At 39.1% G+C, this 20,377-nt stretch carries 16 protein-coding genes and 2 tRNA genes; 12 read left to right on the plus strand and 6 right to left on the minus strand.

Annotated elements, in window-relative coordinates; all coding sequences use genetic code 11:
* The first annotated feature begins 206 nt into the window (after positions 1-206).
* Together groL and ACT6XC_RS01080 are read left to right on the plus strand one after the other, a co-directional pair.
* Entirely contained in the window at positions 207-1,838 is a 1,632-nt protein-coding gene (groL, locus tag ACT6XC_RS01075) for a chaperonin GroEL (protein WP_443737622.1), read from the plus strand.
* A gap of 248 nt (positions 1,839-2,086) precedes the next feature.
* Positions 2,087-2,929, plus strand: coding sequence for a M15 family metallopeptidase (locus ACT6XC_RS01080; RefSeq protein ID WP_443740509.1), 843 nt, complete (start codon positions 2,087-2,089; stop codon positions 2,927-2,929).
* Positions 2,930-2,974: 45 nt separating this feature from the next.
* Here ACT6XC_RS01080 and ACT6XC_RS01085 read toward each other — a convergent pair whose 3' ends face one another.
* A complete protein-coding gene (locus ACT6XC_RS01085; RefSeq protein WP_443740510.1) occupies positions 2,975-4,225 on the minus strand; it encodes a deoxyguanosinetriphosphate triphosphohydrolase family protein in 1,251 nt (416 codons plus the stop codon).
* Positions 4,226-4,239: 14 nt separating this feature from the next.
* Positions 4,240-5,640: an MATE family efflux transporter gene (locus ACT6XC_RS01090; protein WP_443740511.1), complete on the minus strand. Its 1,401-nt coding sequence runs from the start codon at positions 5,638-5,640 to the stop codon at positions 4,240-4,242.
* Positions 5,641-5,769: 129 nt separating this feature from the next.
* On the opposite strand from ACT6XC_RS01090, the gene ACT6XC_RS01095 reads away from it, so the two are divergent.
* Positions 5,770-5,842: transfer RNA gene (locus ACT6XC_RS01095), tRNA-Thr, on the plus strand.
* Positions 5,843-5,927: 85 nt separating this feature from the next.
* Here the strand turns inward: ACT6XC_RS01095 and ACT6XC_RS01100 are convergent.
* Positions 5,928-6,845 (minus strand): NAD(P)/FAD-dependent oxidoreductase, encoded by a 918-nt coding sequence (locus tag ACT6XC_RS01100; protein WP_443740512.1) that lies wholly within the window; start codon positions 6,843-6,845, stop codon positions 5,928-5,930.
* Positions 6,846-7,064: 219 nt separating this feature from the next.
* Between ACT6XC_RS01100 and ACT6XC_RS01105 the strand changes: the two genes are divergently transcribed.
* The gene (locus ACT6XC_RS01105) at positions 7,065-7,832 is read left to right on the plus strand and encodes an exodeoxyribonuclease III (RefSeq protein ID WP_443740513.1); all 768 of its coding nucleotides are present in this window, start codon (positions 7,065-7,067) and stop codon (positions 7,830-7,832) included.
* A gap of 2 nt (positions 7,833-7,834) precedes the next feature.
* Here the strand turns inward: ACT6XC_RS01105 and ACT6XC_RS01110 are convergent, their stop codons facing one another.
* Positions 7,835-9,076, minus strand: coding sequence for a Crp/Fnr family transcriptional regulator (locus ACT6XC_RS01110; protein ID WP_443740514.1), 1,242 nt, complete (start codon positions 9,074-9,076; stop codon positions 7,835-7,837).
* A gap of 176 nt (positions 9,077-9,252) precedes the next feature.
* Here ACT6XC_RS01110 and ACT6XC_RS01115 point away from each other — a divergent pair, with 176 nt between their 5' ends.
* Together ACT6XC_RS01115 and ACT6XC_RS01120 are read left to right on the plus strand one after the other, a co-directional pair.
* On the plus strand, positions 9,253-10,131 hold the full coding sequence (locus tag ACT6XC_RS01115; RefSeq protein WP_443738863.1) for a PHP domain-containing protein: 879 nt from the start codon (positions 9,253-9,255) through the stop codon (positions 10,129-10,131).
* A gap of 226 nt (positions 10,132-10,357) precedes the next feature.
* Complete coding sequence (locus tag ACT6XC_RS01120) at positions 10,358-11,926, plus strand: YifB family Mg chelatase-like AAA ATPase (protein ID WP_443738862.1); 1,569 nt, start codon at positions 10,358-10,360, stop codon at positions 11,924-11,926.
* 121 nt (positions 11,927-12,047) lie between these two features.
* On the opposite strand, the gene ACT6XC_RS01125 is transcribed toward ACT6XC_RS01120, so the two are convergent.
* Positions 12,048-12,130: transfer RNA gene (locus ACT6XC_RS01125), tRNA-Leu, on the minus strand.
* Between the two features lie 85 nt (positions 12,131-12,215).
* Here ACT6XC_RS01125 and ACT6XC_RS01130 point away from each other — a divergent pair.
* Positions 12,216-14,198: a RecQ family ATP-dependent DNA helicase gene (locus tag ACT6XC_RS01130; RefSeq protein WP_443740515.1), complete on the plus strand. Its 1,983-nt coding sequence runs from the start codon at positions 12,216-12,218 to the stop codon at positions 14,196-14,198.
* 95 nt (positions 14,199-14,293) lie between these two features.
* Here ACT6XC_RS01130 and ACT6XC_RS01135 read toward each other — a convergent pair whose 3' ends face one another.
* Positions 14,294-15,610, minus strand: coding sequence for a DUF1015 domain-containing protein (locus ACT6XC_RS01135; RefSeq protein ID WP_443740516.1), 1,317 nt, complete (start codon positions 15,608-15,610; stop codon positions 14,294-14,296).
* 286 nt (positions 15,611-15,896) lie between these two features.
* Between ACT6XC_RS01135 and rpoN the strand changes: the two genes are divergently transcribed.
* From rpoN to lexA, 5 genes are all read left to right on the plus strand, one after another.
* Entirely contained in the window at positions 15,897-17,387 is a 1,491-nt protein-coding gene (rpoN, locus tag ACT6XC_RS01140) for an RNA polymerase factor sigma-54 (RefSeq protein WP_443740517.1), read from the plus strand.
* A 271-nt stretch (positions 17,388-17,658) separates the two neighbouring features.
* The gene (locus tag ACT6XC_RS01145; protein WP_443738874.1) at positions 17,659-17,943 is read left to right on the plus strand and encodes an HPF/RaiA family ribosome-associated protein; all 285 of its coding nucleotides are present in this window, start codon (positions 17,659-17,661) and stop codon (positions 17,941-17,943) included.
* Between the two features lie 218 nt (positions 17,944-18,161).
* Positions 18,162-19,148 carry an HPr(Ser) kinase/phosphatase gene (hprK, locus tag ACT6XC_RS01150; protein ID WP_443738876.1) on the plus strand — a complete coding sequence of 329 codons (987 nt, stop codon included), beginning with the start codon at positions 18,162-18,164 and terminating at the stop codon, positions 19,146-19,148.
* Positions 19,149-19,299: 151 nt separating this feature from the next.
* On the plus strand, positions 19,300-19,566 hold the full coding sequence (locus ACT6XC_RS01155) for an HPr family phosphocarrier protein (protein WP_078931373.1): 267 nt from the start codon (positions 19,300-19,302) through the stop codon (positions 19,564-19,566).
* 182 nt (positions 19,567-19,748) lie between these two features.
* Positions 19,749-20,369, plus strand: coding sequence for a transcriptional repressor LexA (gene lexA / locus ACT6XC_RS01160; protein WP_443740518.1), 621 nt, complete (start codon positions 19,749-19,751; stop codon positions 20,367-20,369).
* The last annotated feature ends 8 nt before the right edge of the window (positions 20,370-20,377 follow it).

Raw genomic sequence — 20,377 nt, forward strand, 5'->3', positions numbered from 1 at the left:
AACCGTTTTGTCTTTTGGAATGGAGCGAATTGCGGAAGTGCGGAACAACCGGCCCGCGTAAGCGGGAAACGCCCGATTATTTTAAAAATTTATTTATGAATTCGTTTACGATTTTTCTTGCCGATTTGCTCTTCTTTTTGTATTTTTATTTATAAAGATACAAAAATTTGTTTTTAATGAATAAAATTATAGGAGATAAATAGAAAATGGCAAAACAGTTGATTTTCAATGAAGATGCACGCAAAAAGATGCTTTCTGGCGTTGAACAGATTGCAAGTGCTGTAAAAGTTACACTTGGTCCTTGTGGACGTCTTGTTATGTTGGACAAGAAATTTGGCGCACCAACTATTACAAAAGACGGTGTAAGTGTTGCTAAAGAAGTTGAATTAAAAGATCCTTTTGAAAACATGGGCGCTCAGCTCGTTAAAGAAGTTGCTTCTAAGACAAACGATGTTGCTGGCGACGGAACAACCACTGCTACGGTTTTGGCTTATGCAATCGTTAAAGAAGGCTTGAAATCTGTTGCTGCTGGAATTACTCCAATTGAAGTAAAACGCGGAATTGACAAGGCTGTTGCTGTTGCTGTTGAAGAAATAAAAAAGAACAGTCGCGCAGTTAAAGGTTCTGAAGATATTACTCACGTTGCTACAGTTTCTGCAAACAACGACCCTGAAATCGGTAAAATTCTTGCCGATGCAATCGAAAAGGTTGGAAAAGACGGCGTAATCACAGTTGAAGAATCTAAAAACATGGACACAACTGTTAAGACTGTTGAAGGAATGCAGTTTGACCGCGGTTATATTTCTTCTTACTTTGTAACAGATCGCGAAAGAATGGAAATCAACTATAGCGATGCTTACGTTTTGATTCACGACAAGAAAATTTCTACAATGAAAGATCTTCTTCCATTGCTCGAAAAAGTTGCTCAGACTGGAAAACCTCTCGTAATTATCTGCGAAGACATGGATGGCGAAGCTCTTGCAACTTTGGTTTTGAATTCAATCCGCGGAACTCTCAAATGTGTTGCTGTTAAGGCTCCTGGATTTGGCGACAGAAGAAAGGAAATGCTTCAGGATATTGCTATTTTGACTGGCGGTACTGTAATTTCTGAAGAGCTCGGACTTAAACTTGAACAGGCAGATATTAGTCAGCTTGGTCAGGTAAAATCTGTAAAAATCGACAAAGACAATACAACTTTGGTTGACGGTGCAGGTGACAAAAAGGCAATTTCTGACCGCATTGCAGAAATCAAGGCTCAGATTGAAAAATCTACTTCTGACTACGACAAAGAAAAGCTCAAGGAACGTCTTGCAAAACTTTCTGGCGGTGTTGCTGTAATTAATATTGGCGCAATCACAGAAACAGAAATGAAAGAGAAGAAATTCCGCGTAGAAGACACATTGGCCGCTACACGCGCTGCTTTGGAAGAAGGAATTGTTCCTGGTGGTGGAGTTGCCTTGCTTGAAGCGGCCGCTGCTCTTACAGAAGAGGCTTCTGCTGGTCTTTCTGATGACGAAAAAGTTGGATTTAAGATTGTACGCCGTGCTCTCGAAGAACCAATCCGCCAGATTGCAGAAAATGCAGGTGTTGACGGTGCAGTTGTTGCAGAAAAAGCAAAGAATGAGAAAAAAGGTGTTGGTTATAACGCTCGTACAGGAAAATGGGTTGACCTTATGGAAGACGGAATCATTGACCCTGCAAAAGTTACTCGTTCAGCATTGCAGAATGCCGCTTCGGTTGCAGGCATGCTCCTGACAACAGAATGTGCAATCACTGATATTCCAGAACCACCGGCTCCAGTTGCCGCTCCAAATCCTGGAATGGGAATGGATTACTAGAAAAAAGTAGTCAAGACCTTGCTTTTGAGAAAAATCATTAGCAAGGTCTTTTTTTTGTTTAAAACTGAGAAATTTTGGTATAAAATATTTTTAGGCAGATGAATTTCAGACATACAAGGTTTACAGCAAAGTTTTTTATTTTTTTAGCATTTTTATTTTTTTTGACAGGAACTTTTTTTGCAATTAAAAAAAGGAATGTAAAAAAACTGAATGAATCAGATTCGATTTTTTCCGAAAAAATAAGCGCTTTGGCAGAAGAAAAAAAACTTCCGGATGAACCTGTTCAACTTGAAATTTTTAGAAAATCTTATCCTGACGTTTCTTTTGAAAGTTTTTACAACGAAGAAAAAAATGACTGGCTTGTAAAAATTTCTGCTCCGATTTTTCCAGATAAAGAAGAAAAAAAACAGACAGAGTTGTGGTGGGCGGACGGCAGGCTTTTGCCAGAAGATGAACTCGAAAACAAAAATGAATATTGGAAACTTATTTATCAGTATTCAAAATTAAAAGATCCGCAAGAAATGAATGCGGAAGAAATCGAAGAAGTGAGAAATTTTTCTTCAAGTAAAAGCAGACAAACTTCTCAGGGCACTCCGATGTTCTTTTTTGATTTTTTGTATGCTGCAAAATCCAAGGTAATAATTGAAGATCACATAGCTTATTCAACTTTTTTAGGAAAACCGACAAAAATTCATGAACGGATAAAAACTCCTCTTTTAAATGTTGAAAAACGGATTTTAAAACTTGCAAACGACGACTTAGAAATTGACGAATTTATAAAAAATTTAAAATCGGCAGATGCCTATAACTGGCGCGTAATTGAAGGTACAGGCGGAAGAAAATCTTTTCATTCGTATGGAATTGCCGTCGATTTGATTCCGAAAAGGCTCTACGGAAAGGCAATTTTTTGGAGTTGGACGCGTGACAAAAACCCGAAAAACTGGATGCTCACCCCTCTCGAAAAGCGATGGATGCCACCTCAAAAAGTAATCGATATTTTTGAAGACGAAGGATTTATTTGGGGTGGAAACTGGATAATCTTTGACAATATGCACTTTGAATATCATCCAGAAATTTTAAAAGGAAGGTAAAATTTCGTTTTTTTGTTCGCATCGTTCGAGTTTTGACAGATGTTTCTAAAAATTGATGATTTCATCGTAGCAGGCGATTGCAAAATTGTCCGTCATTCCAGAAATATATTCGATTACGCATTTTTGGTAATTTTCGTATTCGTTTACATCAAAAACAGTTGGCGTTTCGTAGCGGAGTGTTTTTTTTCTGTCAGGAGCGTCTTGAGGAATGTAATTTGAATACCGAATTAGCCAGTCTTCGAAAGTTGAGCTCAGATTCTTAAAATAGCGCATGGAAGATGGAATCCTGCCATTTTTTGCAAAACTTTGGGTGCCCATCAAAGTTCTGTAAATTGTTCCCAAAACATTTTGCGCATAATTTTTAAATTCAAGCAGTCGCCAATGGCTGTAAATTTTTTGAAAACTGAATTTTTTTAATTCGCTTATAAATTTAAAATATGGTTCGCTAAAGCAAAGACCTTGTTCTGGGCTTGAATTTTTGCAGAGGTCGACGATCATATCGTTGATTAAGACGGTTGTGTTTATTGCTTTTCCAGAACTTGAAAAACCGAGAGTACTGCCTACAATTTCACGCAATTGCCGGTAACAGCCCATGTCGAGAATATGGTAGCGCCGAGCATCCTGCAAATCTCTTCCCAAAAATGCAATCTTGTCGCTGAGTTTTACAATGCAGCCTTCCCAAGTGAATGGTTGTACAAAACCTGGAACTTTTATGTCGTAAAGAGGAAGTTTTTCTTCGCGAGGCTTTAATCCCTGCTGGTCAATTTCGCCACAGTGGCAGACAATTCCGTCGCGGACAGCATAAGTTAAATTCAAGGTACGCTCAAAACCGTCTGGGTCTGGAAGAGTTTCGATATAATCTGCAAAAAAAAGTGAATTTCTTTCGTGCCAGAATTTTTTAGGAGCGTTTGCGCCTGGTCTCTGTTCCATAAGACTGTTTAAAATTTCTTCGCCAGTATGACCAAAAGGCGCGTGCCCCAGATCGTGCCCTGTTGCAATCGCTTGGGTTAATTCGGTGTTGAGTCCAAGATATTTTGCGATTGTGTCAGAAACAGAGGCTACGTGAAGAACGTGTTCCATTCGTGTGCATACGTGGTCGTTGTGCGGAGAATAAAAGACCTGAGTTTTGTGTTTTAACCGGCTAAAAGCCTGACAGTGCAAAAGTCTTGTGTAATCTCTGTCAAAATCAGAGCGAATTGAATTTCCTCGGGCGTAAATTGGAATTTCCCGCTTTACAGCATCCTTCCATTTATGATTTAGAGAAGTTGCCGCAACTTTTTCAAATGAATTTTTCATAATCCGATTATAACTCATTTTAATTTTTTAAGATATTTTATTAAAAACGGCAAAGTGATGAATGCAGAAAGCAAATCGCTCAAAGCTGGAGTGAGCATAATTCCAACAATTGGTTCAAATCCAAAAAACTGAACGGCATAGGGCAGGCATAAAATCATCGGAACAAAAACAATTCCCTGTCTGAGTGACGAAAGCACTGTTGCAGAAAGTTTTTCGCCAGCAGTTTGTAAAAGCATTGTTGAACCAAAAATAATTGAATGAAAGGCAAGAATGCAACAACTCATTCTGAGAGCAATTGAAGCGACTTTTATAACGGCCACATCGTCACGAAACGAATGGGCAACTTGCGGGGCAAATATAAAAACGACAGTTCCAAGAACTGCCATTGCGAGAGAAGTTCCTTTTATTAAAAAAGCAACAGCCTGTTTAACGCGGTCATATTTTTTTGCGCCGAGATTTATTCCGCATACAGGCTGAAAACCTTGTCCAAGTCCGATTGCAACCGCCATTAAAAGCTGGCAAATCCTGTTGCTGATAGACATTCCTGCAACCGCGGCATCTGCTGTTTGAGCTGCGGTCAGTGCAAAACCAGACATGATGGCACCATATTTTGCTGCACCGATATTCATAAAGATAGTAGAAACAGAAGTTGTGCCCTGCCGAAAAAGGCTTGGAAGTCCAGTCGTAACAATGTCAAAATAAACAGAAAATTTTTTAGCAACTGATTTTATATTGAATTTTACAACTTGCGGATTAAAGAAAAACATTGAAAGTAAGAGGAAAAAACTCGTAATCTGGCTTATTAAAGTTGCAATTGCTGCTCCAGAAATTCCCATTTTAAGGACAAAAATAAAAATTGGATCTAAAAGCATATTCAAAATTCCGCCAGTAACCATTCCTATCATCGAAAAAGCGGCCTTGCCCTGAAAACGCAAAAGATTATTCATTGCAAAAGCGCTCATCATAAAAGGACAACCCAAAATTATAAAACGCGCGTAATCAAGCGCAAAAGGAAAAATAGTGTCAGTTGCGCCAAGAAGTCTAACCAGAGGTTTGTTAAAAATTGTTCCTAAAATCGAAAAAATGAGTCCGAGGGTAAAAACGCAGACAATTGCCGTCGAAACAAAAGTTTGAGCTTTTTGGCGGTTTCCAGAGCCGAGAGCACGGCTTGTAATAGAACCTGCCCCCATTCCAATCATAAAGCCACCGGCTTGAATCATCGTCATAAGCGAAAAAATTACACCGACAGCACCAGAAGCGCTAGTACCGAGTTGACTTACAAAAAAAGTGTCCGCCGTATTGTAGATGGCGCTTACCATCATCGTAATAATGGTTGGAATTGCGTTTTTTATAATGAGCGACCCAACTGGCTGGGAAAGCATAAGTTCAACCGTGTTAAATGTGCGGGAATTCATAAAAAAGATTTTCCCAAAATCAAAAAATAAAATCAAGCAAAAACAATTAGTGCTAATAAACCTCGACAAGCAAATACAACAAGCAGACAGTTGATTTTCCAAAAAAAATTTGCTAACATATCTAAATATGCCAACTTAGCTCACCTGGTAGAGCAGCTCCCTCGTAACGAGCAGGTACTCGGTTCAAGTCCGGGAGTTGGCTTTTTTGTTTTAAATCTTTTCATTGCAACGATTTGCAAAAGAATTTGTAAAACTGTTTGCTGTATCTAAACGGTATAAAAGTTTTATCAGTTTTTTGAATAATTTCCTGATTTTGTCCTTAAAAACTCGATTGCGCTCAATCCGGCCAGAGCGCCTTCGAAAACCGCTTTGCTTACTTGCAAAAGTCCGCCTGTGCAATCTCCGCAGGCAAAAATCCCTGGAAAATTAGTCTGCATCTTTTCGTCAACTTTTATTTTGTCGCCATCCAAAAAAATGCCTGCTTTTTTTGCAAAGTCTGCGGCCCCAGCTTCTCCCTGCGCAATAAAAATTCCGTCAGTGCTTAAAATTTCTCCGTCAAAAAAAACAAGCGAGTTTACAAGTCCAGAATTTTCGTCGCCCTTAATTTCTTCGATTTTCCGTTCATCAATAAAATATTTTGTGTTCATTTTTTTTAATTCATCGCAATTTTCGCCGTTTGTAAGAATTTTTACGGAAGCAGCGATATTTGCAAGCACATCAGCCTCGCTTAACGCAAATTTTCCGTTTCCAATGATTACGACATTTTTCTTTCTGTAAAAAAAAGCATCGCAGACAGCGCAAAAACTGATGCCTTTTCCTTCAAAATCTTGCAAGCCTTTGATTTTTGGACGAAGTTTTTTGTTTCCCGTGGCAAGAATCAAAGATTTTGCCTCAAATTTTTGTTTGTCAGCCAAAATTTCAAAATTTCCGTCAGAATTTACCTCAAAATGCGTAATTTCTAGTTTTTTTACAGCAATTCCAAGATTTTCCGCCTGCAAAAGACCTTTATTGTAAAGTTCAGCCCCGGAAATTCCGTCCTTAAAACCGTAATAATTTTCAATTTTGTGTGCCTTTTCCAAAGAACCGCCACCGTTATGCACAACCAAAACCTCAAAATTGCCACGGCGAGCATAAATTGCTGCAGAAATTCCCGCCGGTCCGCCACCAATAACCGCCAAATCAAAAATTTTTTTGTTTTCAACCATAGTTTAATTCTAGCATATTTTAAAAAGTTAAAAATAATTTGGAGCACATTTTTCTCAAAAGAAAAGTTTTTCGGTCATAATCGTCCAGTTGTCACAAAAAACGGCTTTCCACCCTTCGCTAGGCGCTCATTGCCGTTCCGGCAACTCCGGGGTTCCAGGCCGGGCTGCAAGCCCGGTCGTGCGCTTTTGCGTCTTCAAAAATTATTATATAATTTTTCTATGAATTTAAAATTTATTTCTTGGAACGTTAACGGACTTCGTGCTGTTACCAGCAAAAATTTTTACGAGGATTTTAATTCTTTGGATGCAGATTTTTTTTGTCTGCAAGAAACTAAGCTTCAGAAAGGGCAAATTCAAATGGATTTGCCGGGGTATTTTCAATATTGGAACTATGCTCAAAAAAAAGGATATTCTGGAACGGCAATTTTTACAAAATACGAGCCAGTTTCGGTTTTTTACGGAATTGGAATTCCTGAGCACGACACCGAAGGCCGCGTAATCACTCTTGAATATAAGAATTTTTTTCTTGTGACAGTTTACACTCCAAATTCTCAAACCGAATTAAAACGCCTTGATTATCGCATGCGCTGGGAAGATGATTTTAAAAATTATCTTTTAAATCTTTCTCAAAAAAAAGGCGTAATTGTTTGCGGCGATCTGAATGTTGCCCACAAAGAAAGCGATATAAAAAATCCAGCTTCCAATCGGCACAATGCCGGTTTTACCGACGAAGAACGATCAAAAATGACACAGCTTCTTGAGTCTGGCTTTATAGATTCGTTCAGATTTTTTTATCCTGAAGCAACAAATGTTTATAGTTGGTGGTCGTACCGTTTTCATGCACGCGAAAAAAATGCCGGCTGGCGGATCGACTACTTTTTGGTGAGCAATTCTCTAAAATCTCAGATGAAAAGTTCTGCAATTCATACCGAAATTTTTGGTTCTGACCATTGTCCTGTTGAATTGGTCTGCGACTGCGAAATTTAAAATTACTGCCGGCTTGTTGTCCGTGTGTCTACGATTCGCTTCATGTCGGCAATGTTGTTTACAATAATATTGTTTTCAAAAACTTCGATTTTTCGTGAGGACATAAAACGATTTATTTCGTCAGTTGTCTTTGCAATCGGAAGCGCCGCCCAATGCGCCACATCTTGGATTGTAACGTTAAATCTACGCTGTTTTTCGTTTGGATTTGCAGGTGGATTCATTTCGTCGAGCATGCAAAAAACATCTGCAATGCGCGCCTGTGTGTCTTGAATTACCAGAATCTTAAAGCGCCGTTTTTGGTCATAAATGCGTTTGCAGAAAAGTTTTAAAATATTAAGTGCAATCTGTGGATTTCCAGTGATTAAAAGTTCAAAATTTGATTTATTGAATTCCAGGCACTGGACGTTTCCAACGGCAAGACAGGTTGCAGAGCGCGGAGAATTGTCTAAAATTGCCATTTCGCCAAAAAATTCGCCAGGTTTTAAAATGTCCAGATTTTTGTTTTGACCGGTTACGCATTTAACAAGCTGGACTGTGCCCTTTTGAATCAAATAAAAACTTTCCCCAGGTTCAAATTCGCTTATGATAACCTGTCCAGGAGAATATTTTTTTGCAAAACGAGCAAATGCTGGAAGCTCAAAAACTTTTAAGGATTTGTCGTTCAACGAAACATTTTCTGTTCCGTCGTCAAAAGCAAGGCTTTGCGATTGTTTTGCCCTTGCATCCGCTGTTACGAACATTTTTTTGACCGCGTTTTCGTCTGCTGAGTTTGGATAGTATTTTAAATATCTTAAACAGACATCTGCACAACTGAGCCATTTTTCGTCATGAAAAAAAGCCTGAGCTACACCCAAAAGTCCGCTCTGACGGTTTATGTTTTTTCCTTTGTTTAGAATTTCTTCAATTTGCGTGTGAACTTTTCTTAGCTGGTTTGAAAAAACTCTCAGCATTTTTAAAATCAAAGTCTTGTTTGAAGAAAAAATCGTTTCAAATTCCTGAACTGTCAGCGAAAGACAAACAGAATCGATTAAAACCGTAGCTGTTTCTTCGCGCGGAAAATGTCCCAATGCCGATTTTACTCCAAAAAACTCACCGTTTTTTATCTGTTCTGTAACAGGAAGATTTGTTTCTATGTCTGTTGTGGAAATTATTACGCAGCCTTTTTGCAGAATAAAAACCCTGTCGTCGCGGTCTCCTGCAAAATAAATGATTGAACCTTTATTGTATTGCATCACTTTTGGCATAACTTTTCTCCCATAGAAAACAGGTTTTATAATTCAATTATAATCCAAATTTATAATTAGTTCCTTAAGATTTAGCATATTTTGATGAAAAAATTAACTGATAAAATCATATTTTCAAAAAAATCATTTGAGAAGGTTTAATTCTAAAAATTTTTGATTTGTGCTATATTTGAAAAATGATTGATTTACATAGTCACTCTTCTGCATCTGACGGAATCCTTTCTCCGACCGATTCTGCCAAATACGCTTTTGAAAAAAAACTTACGGTCTGGGCTTTGACTGACCATGACACGATTGACGGCTTAAATGATGCTGCAAAGGTTTGTTTGGAAACTGGAGTGAATTTTATTCCTGGAATCGAAATTACAGTTGCCTGGCCAGAAGGCGAATTTCATCTTTTGGGGTTGGGCTTGCGCCGTAAAAGCGAAGAATTAAAAAATACCATTGAATATCTGACGGAAGAACGCTTTAACCGGAATTCCGAAATTGTAAGAAAAATGAACGAAGACGGTTACGATTTTACTCTTGAAGAAATTCAGTCAAATTTTACTGCAAGTCAGATAGGACGTCCTCATTTTGCGGATTTTCTGGTAAAAAAAGGAATTGTCCGCAATCGTCAGGAAGCATTTGACCGTTTTTTTGGACACGGAAAAAAATGGTATGTAAACCATACTGGCGAAAATCTTGAAACTGCGGTGGAAGCGATAAAAACGTCGGGCGGAATTCCTGTAATTGCTCATCCATGCTCGCTTTTTGTCGGAATCGCAAGGCTTGAAGAAGAACTTGAAAAAATTCATGCGGCAGGAGTTATGGGACTTGAAGCCTGGCATCCTGGAGCAAGAAAAAGCCATTGTTACCGTCTTGAAGAAATTGCCAGAAAACTTGGAATGTTTGTTACTGCTGGAAGCGATTTCCATGGAAAAGGTGTAAGGGCGGACAGACATTTGGGTAGAATGTTTGATAATAAAAAAATTGATGACAGATTCTGGTTTGAAGAATTAAAGCCTGCTCTTGGCGAGGATTTTGATTTTAAAAATACTGAATGGGTAAAATGAATTTTAGAGAATAGATTTTTATGAACGGAAAATTCTGCGCTGGATGCGTCGGGCGAAAGTTGCCGGAGGCAATGAGCGTGAGCGAACCCAGAGCAGCCGGTTTGACGGAAAATTGCCGCCCAAAAAATAAATTTTTGATTTTTTTTGTAAGTTTTTTGTAAAATTTTTACATTTACGACCACTTATTATTATGGAAACTTTTTGAGAATTATTAAGAGGTCGGTTTATGAAAATTTTTTCTTTTTCGCCATTTGGATATGAAGGCTCGCTTGTTGCCGTTGAAGTTGATTTAAGGCGCGGAATTCCTGCTGTGGACGTTGTTGGTCTTGCGGACGGCGCTGTCAAGGAAAGCCGGGAGAGAATGCGCTCTGCAATTAGAAATTCTGGGTTTGAGTTTCCTTTGGAGAGGGTTTTGATCAGTTTGTCTCCGGCGGATTTGAAAAAAGAAGGTGCTGGTTTTGATTTGGCTCTTGCGCTGGCAGTTCTTGATGCTCAAAAAGGAAATCTTTCTGAAAAAAAAGTGCTTGTTATGGGCGAACTTGAGCTTTCGGGGCTTTTGCGTCCTGTCCGTGGCGTTCATGCTGCTGCTGGAACTGCAAAACTGGCTGGAATTGATTATTGTATTGTAAGTTTGCAAAATGCTGATGAAGCAAAGGAAATTGCCGGAATGAAGGTTTTTGCGGCGGAAAATCTGGCAAAGGCATTTGATGCGCTTTATAAACCGGAAATTTTTTGTGAAGGAAGTGAATTTTCTGAAGACCAGGGAGCACCAAAAGGTTCGGTTTGGGTTGAAAATGTGCTTTTTCCTCCAGTTGATGAAGGTTTTGAAATGGCTGAAATTTGTGGACAAAGAAAACTGATTCGCGCTTTGCAGGTTGCTGCGGCTGGCGGACACAATTTGCTTGCTTTTGGACCTCCTGGTTGCGGAAAAACGCTTGCCTTGCAGAAATTTCCTGGACTTTTGCCTCTTTTACCACTGGAAGAATCTCAAAGCGTAACGAGAATTCACAGTTTGGCAGGACTTTTGCCACCGTCCGTTTCGATAATGCGTAAAGGTGATTTTAGAATGCCGCACCAAACTGCAAGCATAGAAGGAATTTGCGGTGGTGGAGTGAGTTGCCGTCCTGGAGAAATTTCTTTGGCGCACAATGGAGTTCTTTTTCTGGATGAGGCGTCGGAGTTCAGAACGAGTGTTTTGCAGATGCTTCGCGTTCCTCTCGAAACAGGGGCAGTTACTTTGAGCCGTGCAGGGCGCAGTACGGTCTATCCAGCGAATTTTCAGCTTTTGATGGCGGTAAATCCCTGTCCATGCGGAAATTACGGAGTTGAAGGAAAAATCTGTCTTTGCAGCGCGCGTTCCGTAGAAATGTACTGGAGAAAATTTAGCGGCCCGCTTTTAGACCGGGTTGATTTGAGAGTTTGTGTTTCGGCGGTTGAAAAGGAAAAAGAGCGGAGTAATGTCGATGAAGAAAATAAAGATTTTTCGACCAGGGCTTTACGCAAAAAAATTGCAGTAGCGGTAAAAAAACAGCGGGAACGTGGCATAAAAAACTCGAGGCTTAGTCCGCAGCAGCTTTCCGAATTTTGCTTTTTGGACGAAGAGATGGAAAAGTTTCTGGAAAAACAACGAAAAAAAAATAGTTTGTCGCAGAGAGGCGTGAGCGCGTGCTTAAAAATTGCAAGGACAATTGCCGATATGGAAAATCATTTGCGGATTGAATTTTCTGATTTAAGGGAGGCTGTCGAATTGAGAGGAAACAGCGGACCTTTGGAATTTGTTTTGCCAGGAGAATAGCTTGATTTTTGCGGATGAAAAAGCCGTTTTTTTTTGAAAAGAGGTGGGGCTTGCATAAAGGCTGTTAAAAAATCATCCCAAAGTAAAAAAAAAGAACCTGTTTAAAAACAGATTCTTTTTATACCGAAGAAGGGACTTGAACCCTTACACAGTCGCCTGCAAAAGATTTTGAGTCTTTCGTGTCTACCATTCCACCACTTCGGCAAATGCAGATGCTATTATATCAGAAAAAAATATTTTTTTGCAACACTATAATGAATTTTTTTTGTATAATTGTCTTGGAATAACAATGAATAAAGATTATATTGGCTGCGAACCAGAAAAAGTTTTAAAGGAAGTTTTTGGTTACGATTCGTTCAGGCTTTTACAGCGGAAAATAATTTCCAATGTGCTTAATAAAAAAGATACTCTTGCAATTATGCCGACTGGCGGAGGAAAATCCCTCTGTTATCAGATTCCTGCCTTGATTTTTGACGGAATTACTGTCGTTGTGTCGCCGCTTATTTCTCTTATGCAGGATCAGGTGGACAGTTTGTCGGCTTCTGGAGTAAATGCAGTTTTTTTGAACAGCACTCTTGACTGGGATAAATATCTTGAATCGATGAATTCAATTCGTCGCGGCGAAACAAAAATTCTTTATGTTTCGCCGGAAGGTTTGAGTTCTCCGAAAATTCAAGATTTGCTTCACGACAGTCGCGTAAAAGTCAGTTGCATTACGATTGACGAGGCGCATTGCGTTTCTGAATGGGGACACGACTTTAGACCTGAATTTCTTGAAATTTCTGCTGTAAGAAAACAGTTTCCAAATGCGGTTTGCCTTGCACTCACTGCGACCGCTACGGCTCAAGTTCAGACTGATATTATTCAAAACCTTGCGTTAAAAGAACCTGAAGTTGAAATTTCGAGTTTTGACAGGGCGAATATTTTTTTGTCGGTTGTCAGAAAAAACGATGCTGTAAGTCAGGTTGTTGATTGTATTCGCAGGCATTGGGACGAAAGTGGAATAATCTACTGTTTTAGTCGCAAGCAGGTTGACTCTCTTACGCAGACGCTTTTAAAACTCGGATATTCGGCTCTAAATTATCATGCCGGGCTTTCTGACGAGGAGCGAAAAAATCATCAGAACCAGTTTATCCGTGATCAGGTGCAGATTATGGTGGCAACTTTGGCTTTTGGAATGGGAATTGACAAGCCGAACGTGCGTTTTGTAATTCACTATGACTTGCCAAAGTCTCTTGAACAGTATTATCAGGAAATTGGGCGTGCTGGACGGGATGGACTTCCGAGCGAAGCTCTTTTGCTTTATTCTGGGGCGGATATTTTTAAAATAAGGCATTTTTTTACGGATGCCGCCGATCCTCAAAAATCAGAAAATCTCTTGCAGTCGATGACGGATTATGCCTCGGCACGTGAATGCCGTCGAAAAAAACTTTTGTCGTATTTTGGCGAATTTTATGACAACGAAAAAGAAAAAAATGCCCATTGCTGTGATATCTGCTCAAAAGGGCCAGTCGTCCTTTCAGATATGACAATTCCCTGTCAAAAATTTATGAGTTGTATAATCCGTACAAATTCGCACTTTGGAGCGGCATATATTGCTGATGTTCTTTTGGGTTCTAGAAATAAAAAAATTCTCGACAATTCGCACAATATGATTTCGACCTGGGGAATCGGTCGAGAACTTGATAAAGCCCAGTGGCTGGAACTTGCTTCTCTTTTAATTGAAAAAAATTATCTTGTAAAAACTGGAGATTACGGCATTTTAATGCTTACAAAAGAAGGTCTTGGCGTGCTAAAAAACCGGGATAAAATTCTTCTTCCGTTTGAAAATGCTTTGCCGTCTGAAAAATCTCTCAAGGCTACGGGAATTTTTGTTCCGAAAAACAGGGCGAGCGCAGGTTCTTCTGGCGGACTCCTTTTTCCAAAACCTTCTGGGAAAAACGGAAAATCAAAAAAATCTTCTCTTCGGGCAGATTTTGTTCTTCTCAAAAAAACGGATAATTCTTCTTTTGAGGGAAACGAGGAAAAATTTCAAAAAAAATCGCTCGACCAAAATACGCTTTTTATGATTTCTGGCTTAAAAAAATGGCGAAAAAACAAGGCTGAAGAGATGAATGTTCCTCCATATGTAATTTTTGGCGACAAAACTTTGCACGAACTTGCAGCAAAAAAGCCAAAATCAATGGATGAACTTTTAGACTGCTACGGAATCGGAGAAAACAAGGCTTCTAAATTCGGAAAGGAAATTTTGGAGCAGATTCAAAATTTTTAAAATGCAGTTAAACATTAAAAACTAAAAAAGCCACGCTCAGCAAAATATTTTTCCGTCGTGGCTGTCGTTTTTATCGTTTTTGTGCAGAATTAAAACTAAAAAAGTCTTCTTGCTTCAACATAAAATCTTTTTTCGCTTGCTTCTCCCATGCTGAATGATTTTCGAGGAAGAGGTCCCCTGCCGTTGATTGTCGCAAAAAAGCAGTCTTTTGCAATCGGAGGCAGCAAAATTCCTGTGTTGCCTCCGTTTTTTCCGAGTCCGACAGTTTCGTCGCTTCCGTGAATGTAATCAATCTGCGTTTTTTGAGCCTTATTTTCTGTCATAAAGTCGTCGATTACAGGCTGAAGTGCAGCGATTGCCAAATCTTTGACCGGAGTTTCGAGCATTTTGAACGAAGTTTTTCCGTTTTTAGTAAAGATAAATCCGTATCGTGCGCCGGCATCGCTCTTAGAAGCAACTTCTTTTTCAAGTTCAGATTCATTTTCTAATTCGCAGATTTTTCCGCCAAGCTTTTGAGCAACGGTCAAAATGAGTTTTTCGCTGTCAATTCCAAACAAAACCCGGTGAATCGGTTCAAAAGTCAGTCCTTCGTCATAAATGTTTACGATTTCGACAAGGGCATAGCGTACCGGAGAATCTGCAGGAAGCCGAGATTTGTTTTCTTCCCAGACGGCTTTTGCTGTTGCAAGAGAGTGGTTTCCATCGCCAACCGCAAAAAGGAAGGTGTTTCCGTCAGAATCTGTTCCGGCTTTTGCCAAGTCAGAGAGCGCGTTTTCGAGCAGTTTTTCAGCGTCGCTTCCTTTTACCGCCCAGCCTGTAATATGACCAGAATTTTGCATCAAATCACCGTCATAAACTGGCATCTGTTTTTTTGCAAGGTTTCCCACTCCTCCGATAAGTTCATCTTTCGGGTCGTTTGCAAGGAGCATGATATGCGGAAGTTCAAGTTTTGCGCCATTTCTGATTTTCATTCTTGGCGGAATTCTTTCAGGAACTGTTGCTTCTGTTGCGCGAATCAAGGCTTTTGAACCTGGTTTCCATTCGTAACTGTCCAAATCGACGCACATAACCAGACCTTTTCTTGTGCGGCCGTAGGCGGTTTTTCTTTCAATATAAACACATTCTTCCTGAGGAGCGTCAAAAACTCCTTTTTCGATGTATTCATCCATTGCAGATTGAATTTTATGGATGCGTTCATTTTTTGCACCTTCGTCCGACTTATCCAGATAAACTTCTGGAAAAATCAAGTTGAGAGACGATGGTTTTTCGCCGGCAATTTTTTTTGCGTTTTCCCAATATTCGCGGTCTTGAGTGTACTGGTCGCAGGCAATAACCGACCAGGTTTTCAAATCAATGTTTTTTGGCAAAAGAATCTGCGGAATAGCAGTTCCAAATTTTTCAAAAGTTTTCATTGTTTTATTCTAGCGAATTTTTCCCGTGTTGGGAATTCTTTGACGTCCTTGTCATGCAACAAGCTTTTGTATTTGGGCGTTTCCTGACTTTTTTTACTTTTGTTTTTTTCTTTGTCGTTTTAATTTTTTTTGGAAAAAAGATTTTTTTTCTGTAAGAATATGTCAGGCCGGGTCTTTCGCGGCTACGGCGTCTTGCGCGCCTTCGAGCAGACGCAGGCGTCTGTTTTCGCTTCGCTCACCGCTACACCCCCTAACGCGATGTTAAAAAAAGTTGTATAATTTATATATGTCAGAAATTCCTTCAATTTCTTTACAGCAGCGCGTTTCTCAACAGCAGCGGCAGGTTCAGGCGCAAAAATTGAGCCAAAAACAGCTTATGTCCATAAAACTTCTTGCAATGTCTTCCTTCGACTTGCGCCAGGAAATTTACATGACAGTTGCCAGAAATCCTGCTCTTGTAATTACAAAAGATGCTGCGTTTGACGGTGTAAAAGATGCAAAAGTTTCTGGAATTTCTTCTGACAACCTTAAGATCGGTTCTGTAACTCAAGCTGGAAAAATTGCAAGCGACAATTTTCAGTCTGCCCTCGAATCTTCTCCTGACAATCGGGAAACTCTTTCTGAACATCTTGAACAGCAGTTTTTGTCTGTTTTTCATTCACCTGTGCAGGAAAAAATCGGACTTGCTTTGATTCACAATTTGGACAACCGTGGATTTTTTATTTTTGATCCTTATTCTCTTTTAGACAAAAAAGATTCGGCTCAAACTCCAGAACTTCTCGAAAAAACAGTTTCTGAAATTCAGCAGCTTGATCCTGTTGGAACTTGTTGTAAAAATTTTGAGGAAAGCCTTTTTATTCAGGCGAAAGCAAATGAAAATTCTCCAAAAGCGGCGCTTTTTATTTTGGATGGACATTTTGATTTTTTAAATCCACCTCAAATTCCTAAAATTTTAAAAAAAATTCGCATTTTTGCCCGTGAAAATCCAGATTACGCTCAAAAATCTGGTTTGCTGGACTTTACCGAAACTCAAATTGAACAGGCTGTTGCTTATATCAGACAACTCAATCCTTTTCCTGCTTCAGAATTTTCGTATTCGGACAATATCTGCATTGCGCCCGATGTTTACGTCGAAAAAAATGAAGAAACAGGTGAATACACTGTCCGCGCAAATGATGAAATTTTGCCGGTTGTTGAACTTTCCAAAGATTTTTATGAACTTTCTCTGGACAGGAGCCGGGTTACAAAATCTACCGAAGAATCAGAAAAAAAACGTTCCGAGCATCGGTTTATAATGGAAAGTGTCCGGTCTGCAAATGATTTTATGGAAAGTCTTGCATTTAGGAAAAAAACGCTTTTGCTTGCCTGTCAGCAGATTGTGCGCCTTCAAAAAGATTTTTTTGAAAAAGGACCTCGTTATTTAAAACCGTTGCGTCAAAAAGACGTTGCTGCGATTATCAATGTTCACGAAGCAACGATAAGTCGCCTGGCAAACGAAAAGTATCTGCGATGCAGTCAGGGACTTTTTAAGCTTTCATTTTTCTTTACAAATGCTGTCGGTCAAAAACTGCCGGAAACAGAAGAAGTTCCGGCTTCAAAACAGGGCGTTATGGCTGAATTAGAAAAAATCCTTGAAGAACACAAAGATGATAAAAAACCTTTGAGCGATCAGAAAATTGCAGATATTTTGCTTGAGCGCGGAATAAAAATTGCACGGCGGACTATTGCAAAATACCGTTCTCAATTAAATATAGATTCTTCGTATTCAAGACAGTAGAATGTGTGCGCTAAAAGCGCTCGACCGGGCTTGCAGCCCGGATTGGAACCCCAAAGTTGCCGGAACGGCAATGAGCGCCTAGCGAAGGGTGGAAAGCCGTTTTTTGTGGCAACTGGACGATTATGGCCGAAAAACTTTTCTTTTGAGAAAAATGGGCTCCAAAAATCCTTAAAATTAAATTTGTCTTATTTAAAAAGCCATATTATACTTATTTCTAGAGGGCAGATTTAGAAAAATAAATCCGCTGATTTTACATCTGGAGGAAACTACTATGACTAAAAATGTATCAGCTTCATTCGACCTGGAACAGAAACAGACGGAAATGATTGACAAAAAACTTGAAAGAATTAAATACGCGGATGACCTTATAATTGATTTGACGGTTCGCGTAAAGCACGAAAAAGAATATTCTTTCGATGCAACTGCCAATTTCCGTTGGGGAACTCAGGCTCATGTCAGTGCTAAGGATTTTGATTTTAGTGCTGCGCTCAACAAAATGATGGACGTGCTTGATACAAAAATCAAAAAGGAAAAAGATAAAATTCAGGAAAAATAATGTTTAATTCAGCTTTTTGCACAAAAAATGTGTGTTTAAGTTGAATAAAAGGGTTTTGAAAATTTTGTAAAATTTCAAACGCCGTCTGACAGTTGATAAGACTTTGGACGGTGTTTTTTTTGTCTTTTGGGTTTAAATATTTTTTTATATTCAAAAAATGTTTGCAAAAAAGATTTTTTGTCTTGAACAGTGTCCTTATTGTTTGTATAGTAATGGATATGGATAAACCGTTTACAGTTCTCGATCTGCTCGATATGGATTTAAAAGGTCACAATGCCCTTGATTTGCGGTGTCTTGCTGGTCGAAAGGGACTTAACCGTACGATTTCTGTACCAGATATAAACCGTCCAGGGCTTGAACTTTCGGGGTTTTATGATTCTTTTGACTGTGACCGAGTTCAACTTTTTGGACATGGAGAAACGGCATATCTTTTAAAACTCAAAAAAGAAAAAAAATCTTCTTCAATCGAAAAATTGTTTTCTTATAACATTCCCTGCGTTGTTTTTACCCATAGTCTTGAGCCAGATGAAGTTTTTCTGGAAATTGCAGAGAAAAACGGCTGTGCGGTTTTGCAGACGAGCCTTGAATCTTCTGAATTTTCAATGCGACTTTTGCGCGTTTTTTCAAATGTTTTTGCTCCTAAAAAGACCTTGCACGGAGTTCTTGTAGAAGTTTACGGTATCGGAATTCTTCTTATGGGACATTCTGGTGTTGGAAAGTCTGAGTGTGCGCTTGAACTTGTTGAACGCGGACACCGGCTTGTTGCGGACGATATTGTTCAAATTCGTTGTGTGAACGGGAACTCTGTTTTGGGGCAGGGTGCAAATACTTTTATAAGTCACCATATGGAAATTCGCGGGTTAGGAATCATAAACGTAAGTCAGCTTTATGGAGTCGGCTCAATCCGCGAGCAAAAAGAAGTTCAGCTTATCATCAAATTGGAAGAATGGGATCAAAATAAAATTTATGACAGGATTGGTACTGATCAGACGAGTACTGATTTGCTCGGAGTAAAAGTTCCTACAATCGAAATTCCTGTTCGTCCTGGAAGGAACCTTCCGATTATCATCGAAGCTGCTGCAATGAATGAGCGCTTAAAAGCAATGGGTTATAATTCTGCAAGGGATTTTAACCAGAATATTCTAAAATGGATTGAATCTGGAGAGGCACAGACTACTTATTATGGTTCTGACGACTCTTATTAAAAATTATAAAAAGAAGTTGTCTGAATAGTTTTTATTAGCGGTTGTTAAGCTGTTGAAATAACCATGCTGCTTATATTTTATATAAGGTTCTTTCAATAACTCAATTATCGCAAAATTTACTTATTTGACAGTTTCTGCAAAGAGGTCTTTTATGACAGAAAAAATTTTGACAGTACGCAACCGTGCTGGAATTCACGCTCGTCCTGCTGCCTTGATTGCTCAGACAGCGAACAAATTTGCCTGCGAAGTTACAATGATTAAAGATGATGCCGAAGTAAATGCAAAATCAATAATGGGTGTAATTACAATGGCTGCAGCTTACAACACGAATATTACTCTCAGAACGGACGGTGCTGACGAGGTTCAATGTGCCGATGCTATTGCCCAGCTTTTTGATAAAAAATTTGAAGAAGAATAAAAAAGAATTCGAATTTTTAGAAAAATTCTGCTTTTTTTAACGAATCTGGGAGGAAGGTACAAGATAAAGACTGCCGAAATATTGGCGGTTTTTATCTTTAGCGGTTTTTTGTTTTGTTGAAGAGCAGAAAAAAGGTTGAAATCGAAAATTGTATTTTTTATTGACTTTTTATGGGAGGAAAAATGAAAGAACTTACAGAGCGTCAGCGTGAAGTTTTGAATTTTATTTCGGTTTTTTCAAAGGAAAATTCTTATCCACCGACTGTTCGCGAAATAAGTGAACATTTTGAAATTTCAATTCGAGCAGTGCAGGATCATATTGCTGCTTTGCAAAAAAAGAATTGTATTTCGATTAAACCAAAAAGTTCCAGATCCATCCGCGTTATCCACAATGACAGTAGCGATGAAACTGTTTCGCGTCCTGCTTATATTGGAAAAGTTCCTCTGCTCGGTACAGTTGCCGCAGGAAAACCTCTTTTGAGCGAAGAAAATTTGGACGGTTATATAAACTTGACAGAGCCTTTCGTTCGTCCTGGAAAAAATTATTTTGCACTTAGAGTTCGTGGTACAAGTATGATAAATGCTGGAATTCTTGAAGGCGATCTTGCAATTATTGAACAGTGCGAAACAGCTGTTGACGGACAGATTGTTGTTGCCGTAATTAATGATGCTATTACCTTAAAACGTTATTATCGCGAGTCAGACAGGATAAAACTTCAGCCGGAAAACCCTGATTTTCAGCCTATTTATGCAAAAGAACTTCGCGTTGTTGGAATTCTCTCGAATATTGTCCGCACATATTAAAACTTAAT

Source organism: Treponema berlinense (assembly GCF_052273165.1).
Classification (GTDB): Bacteria; Spirochaetota; Spirochaetia; order Treponematales; family Treponemataceae; genus Treponema_D; species Treponema_D berlinense_A.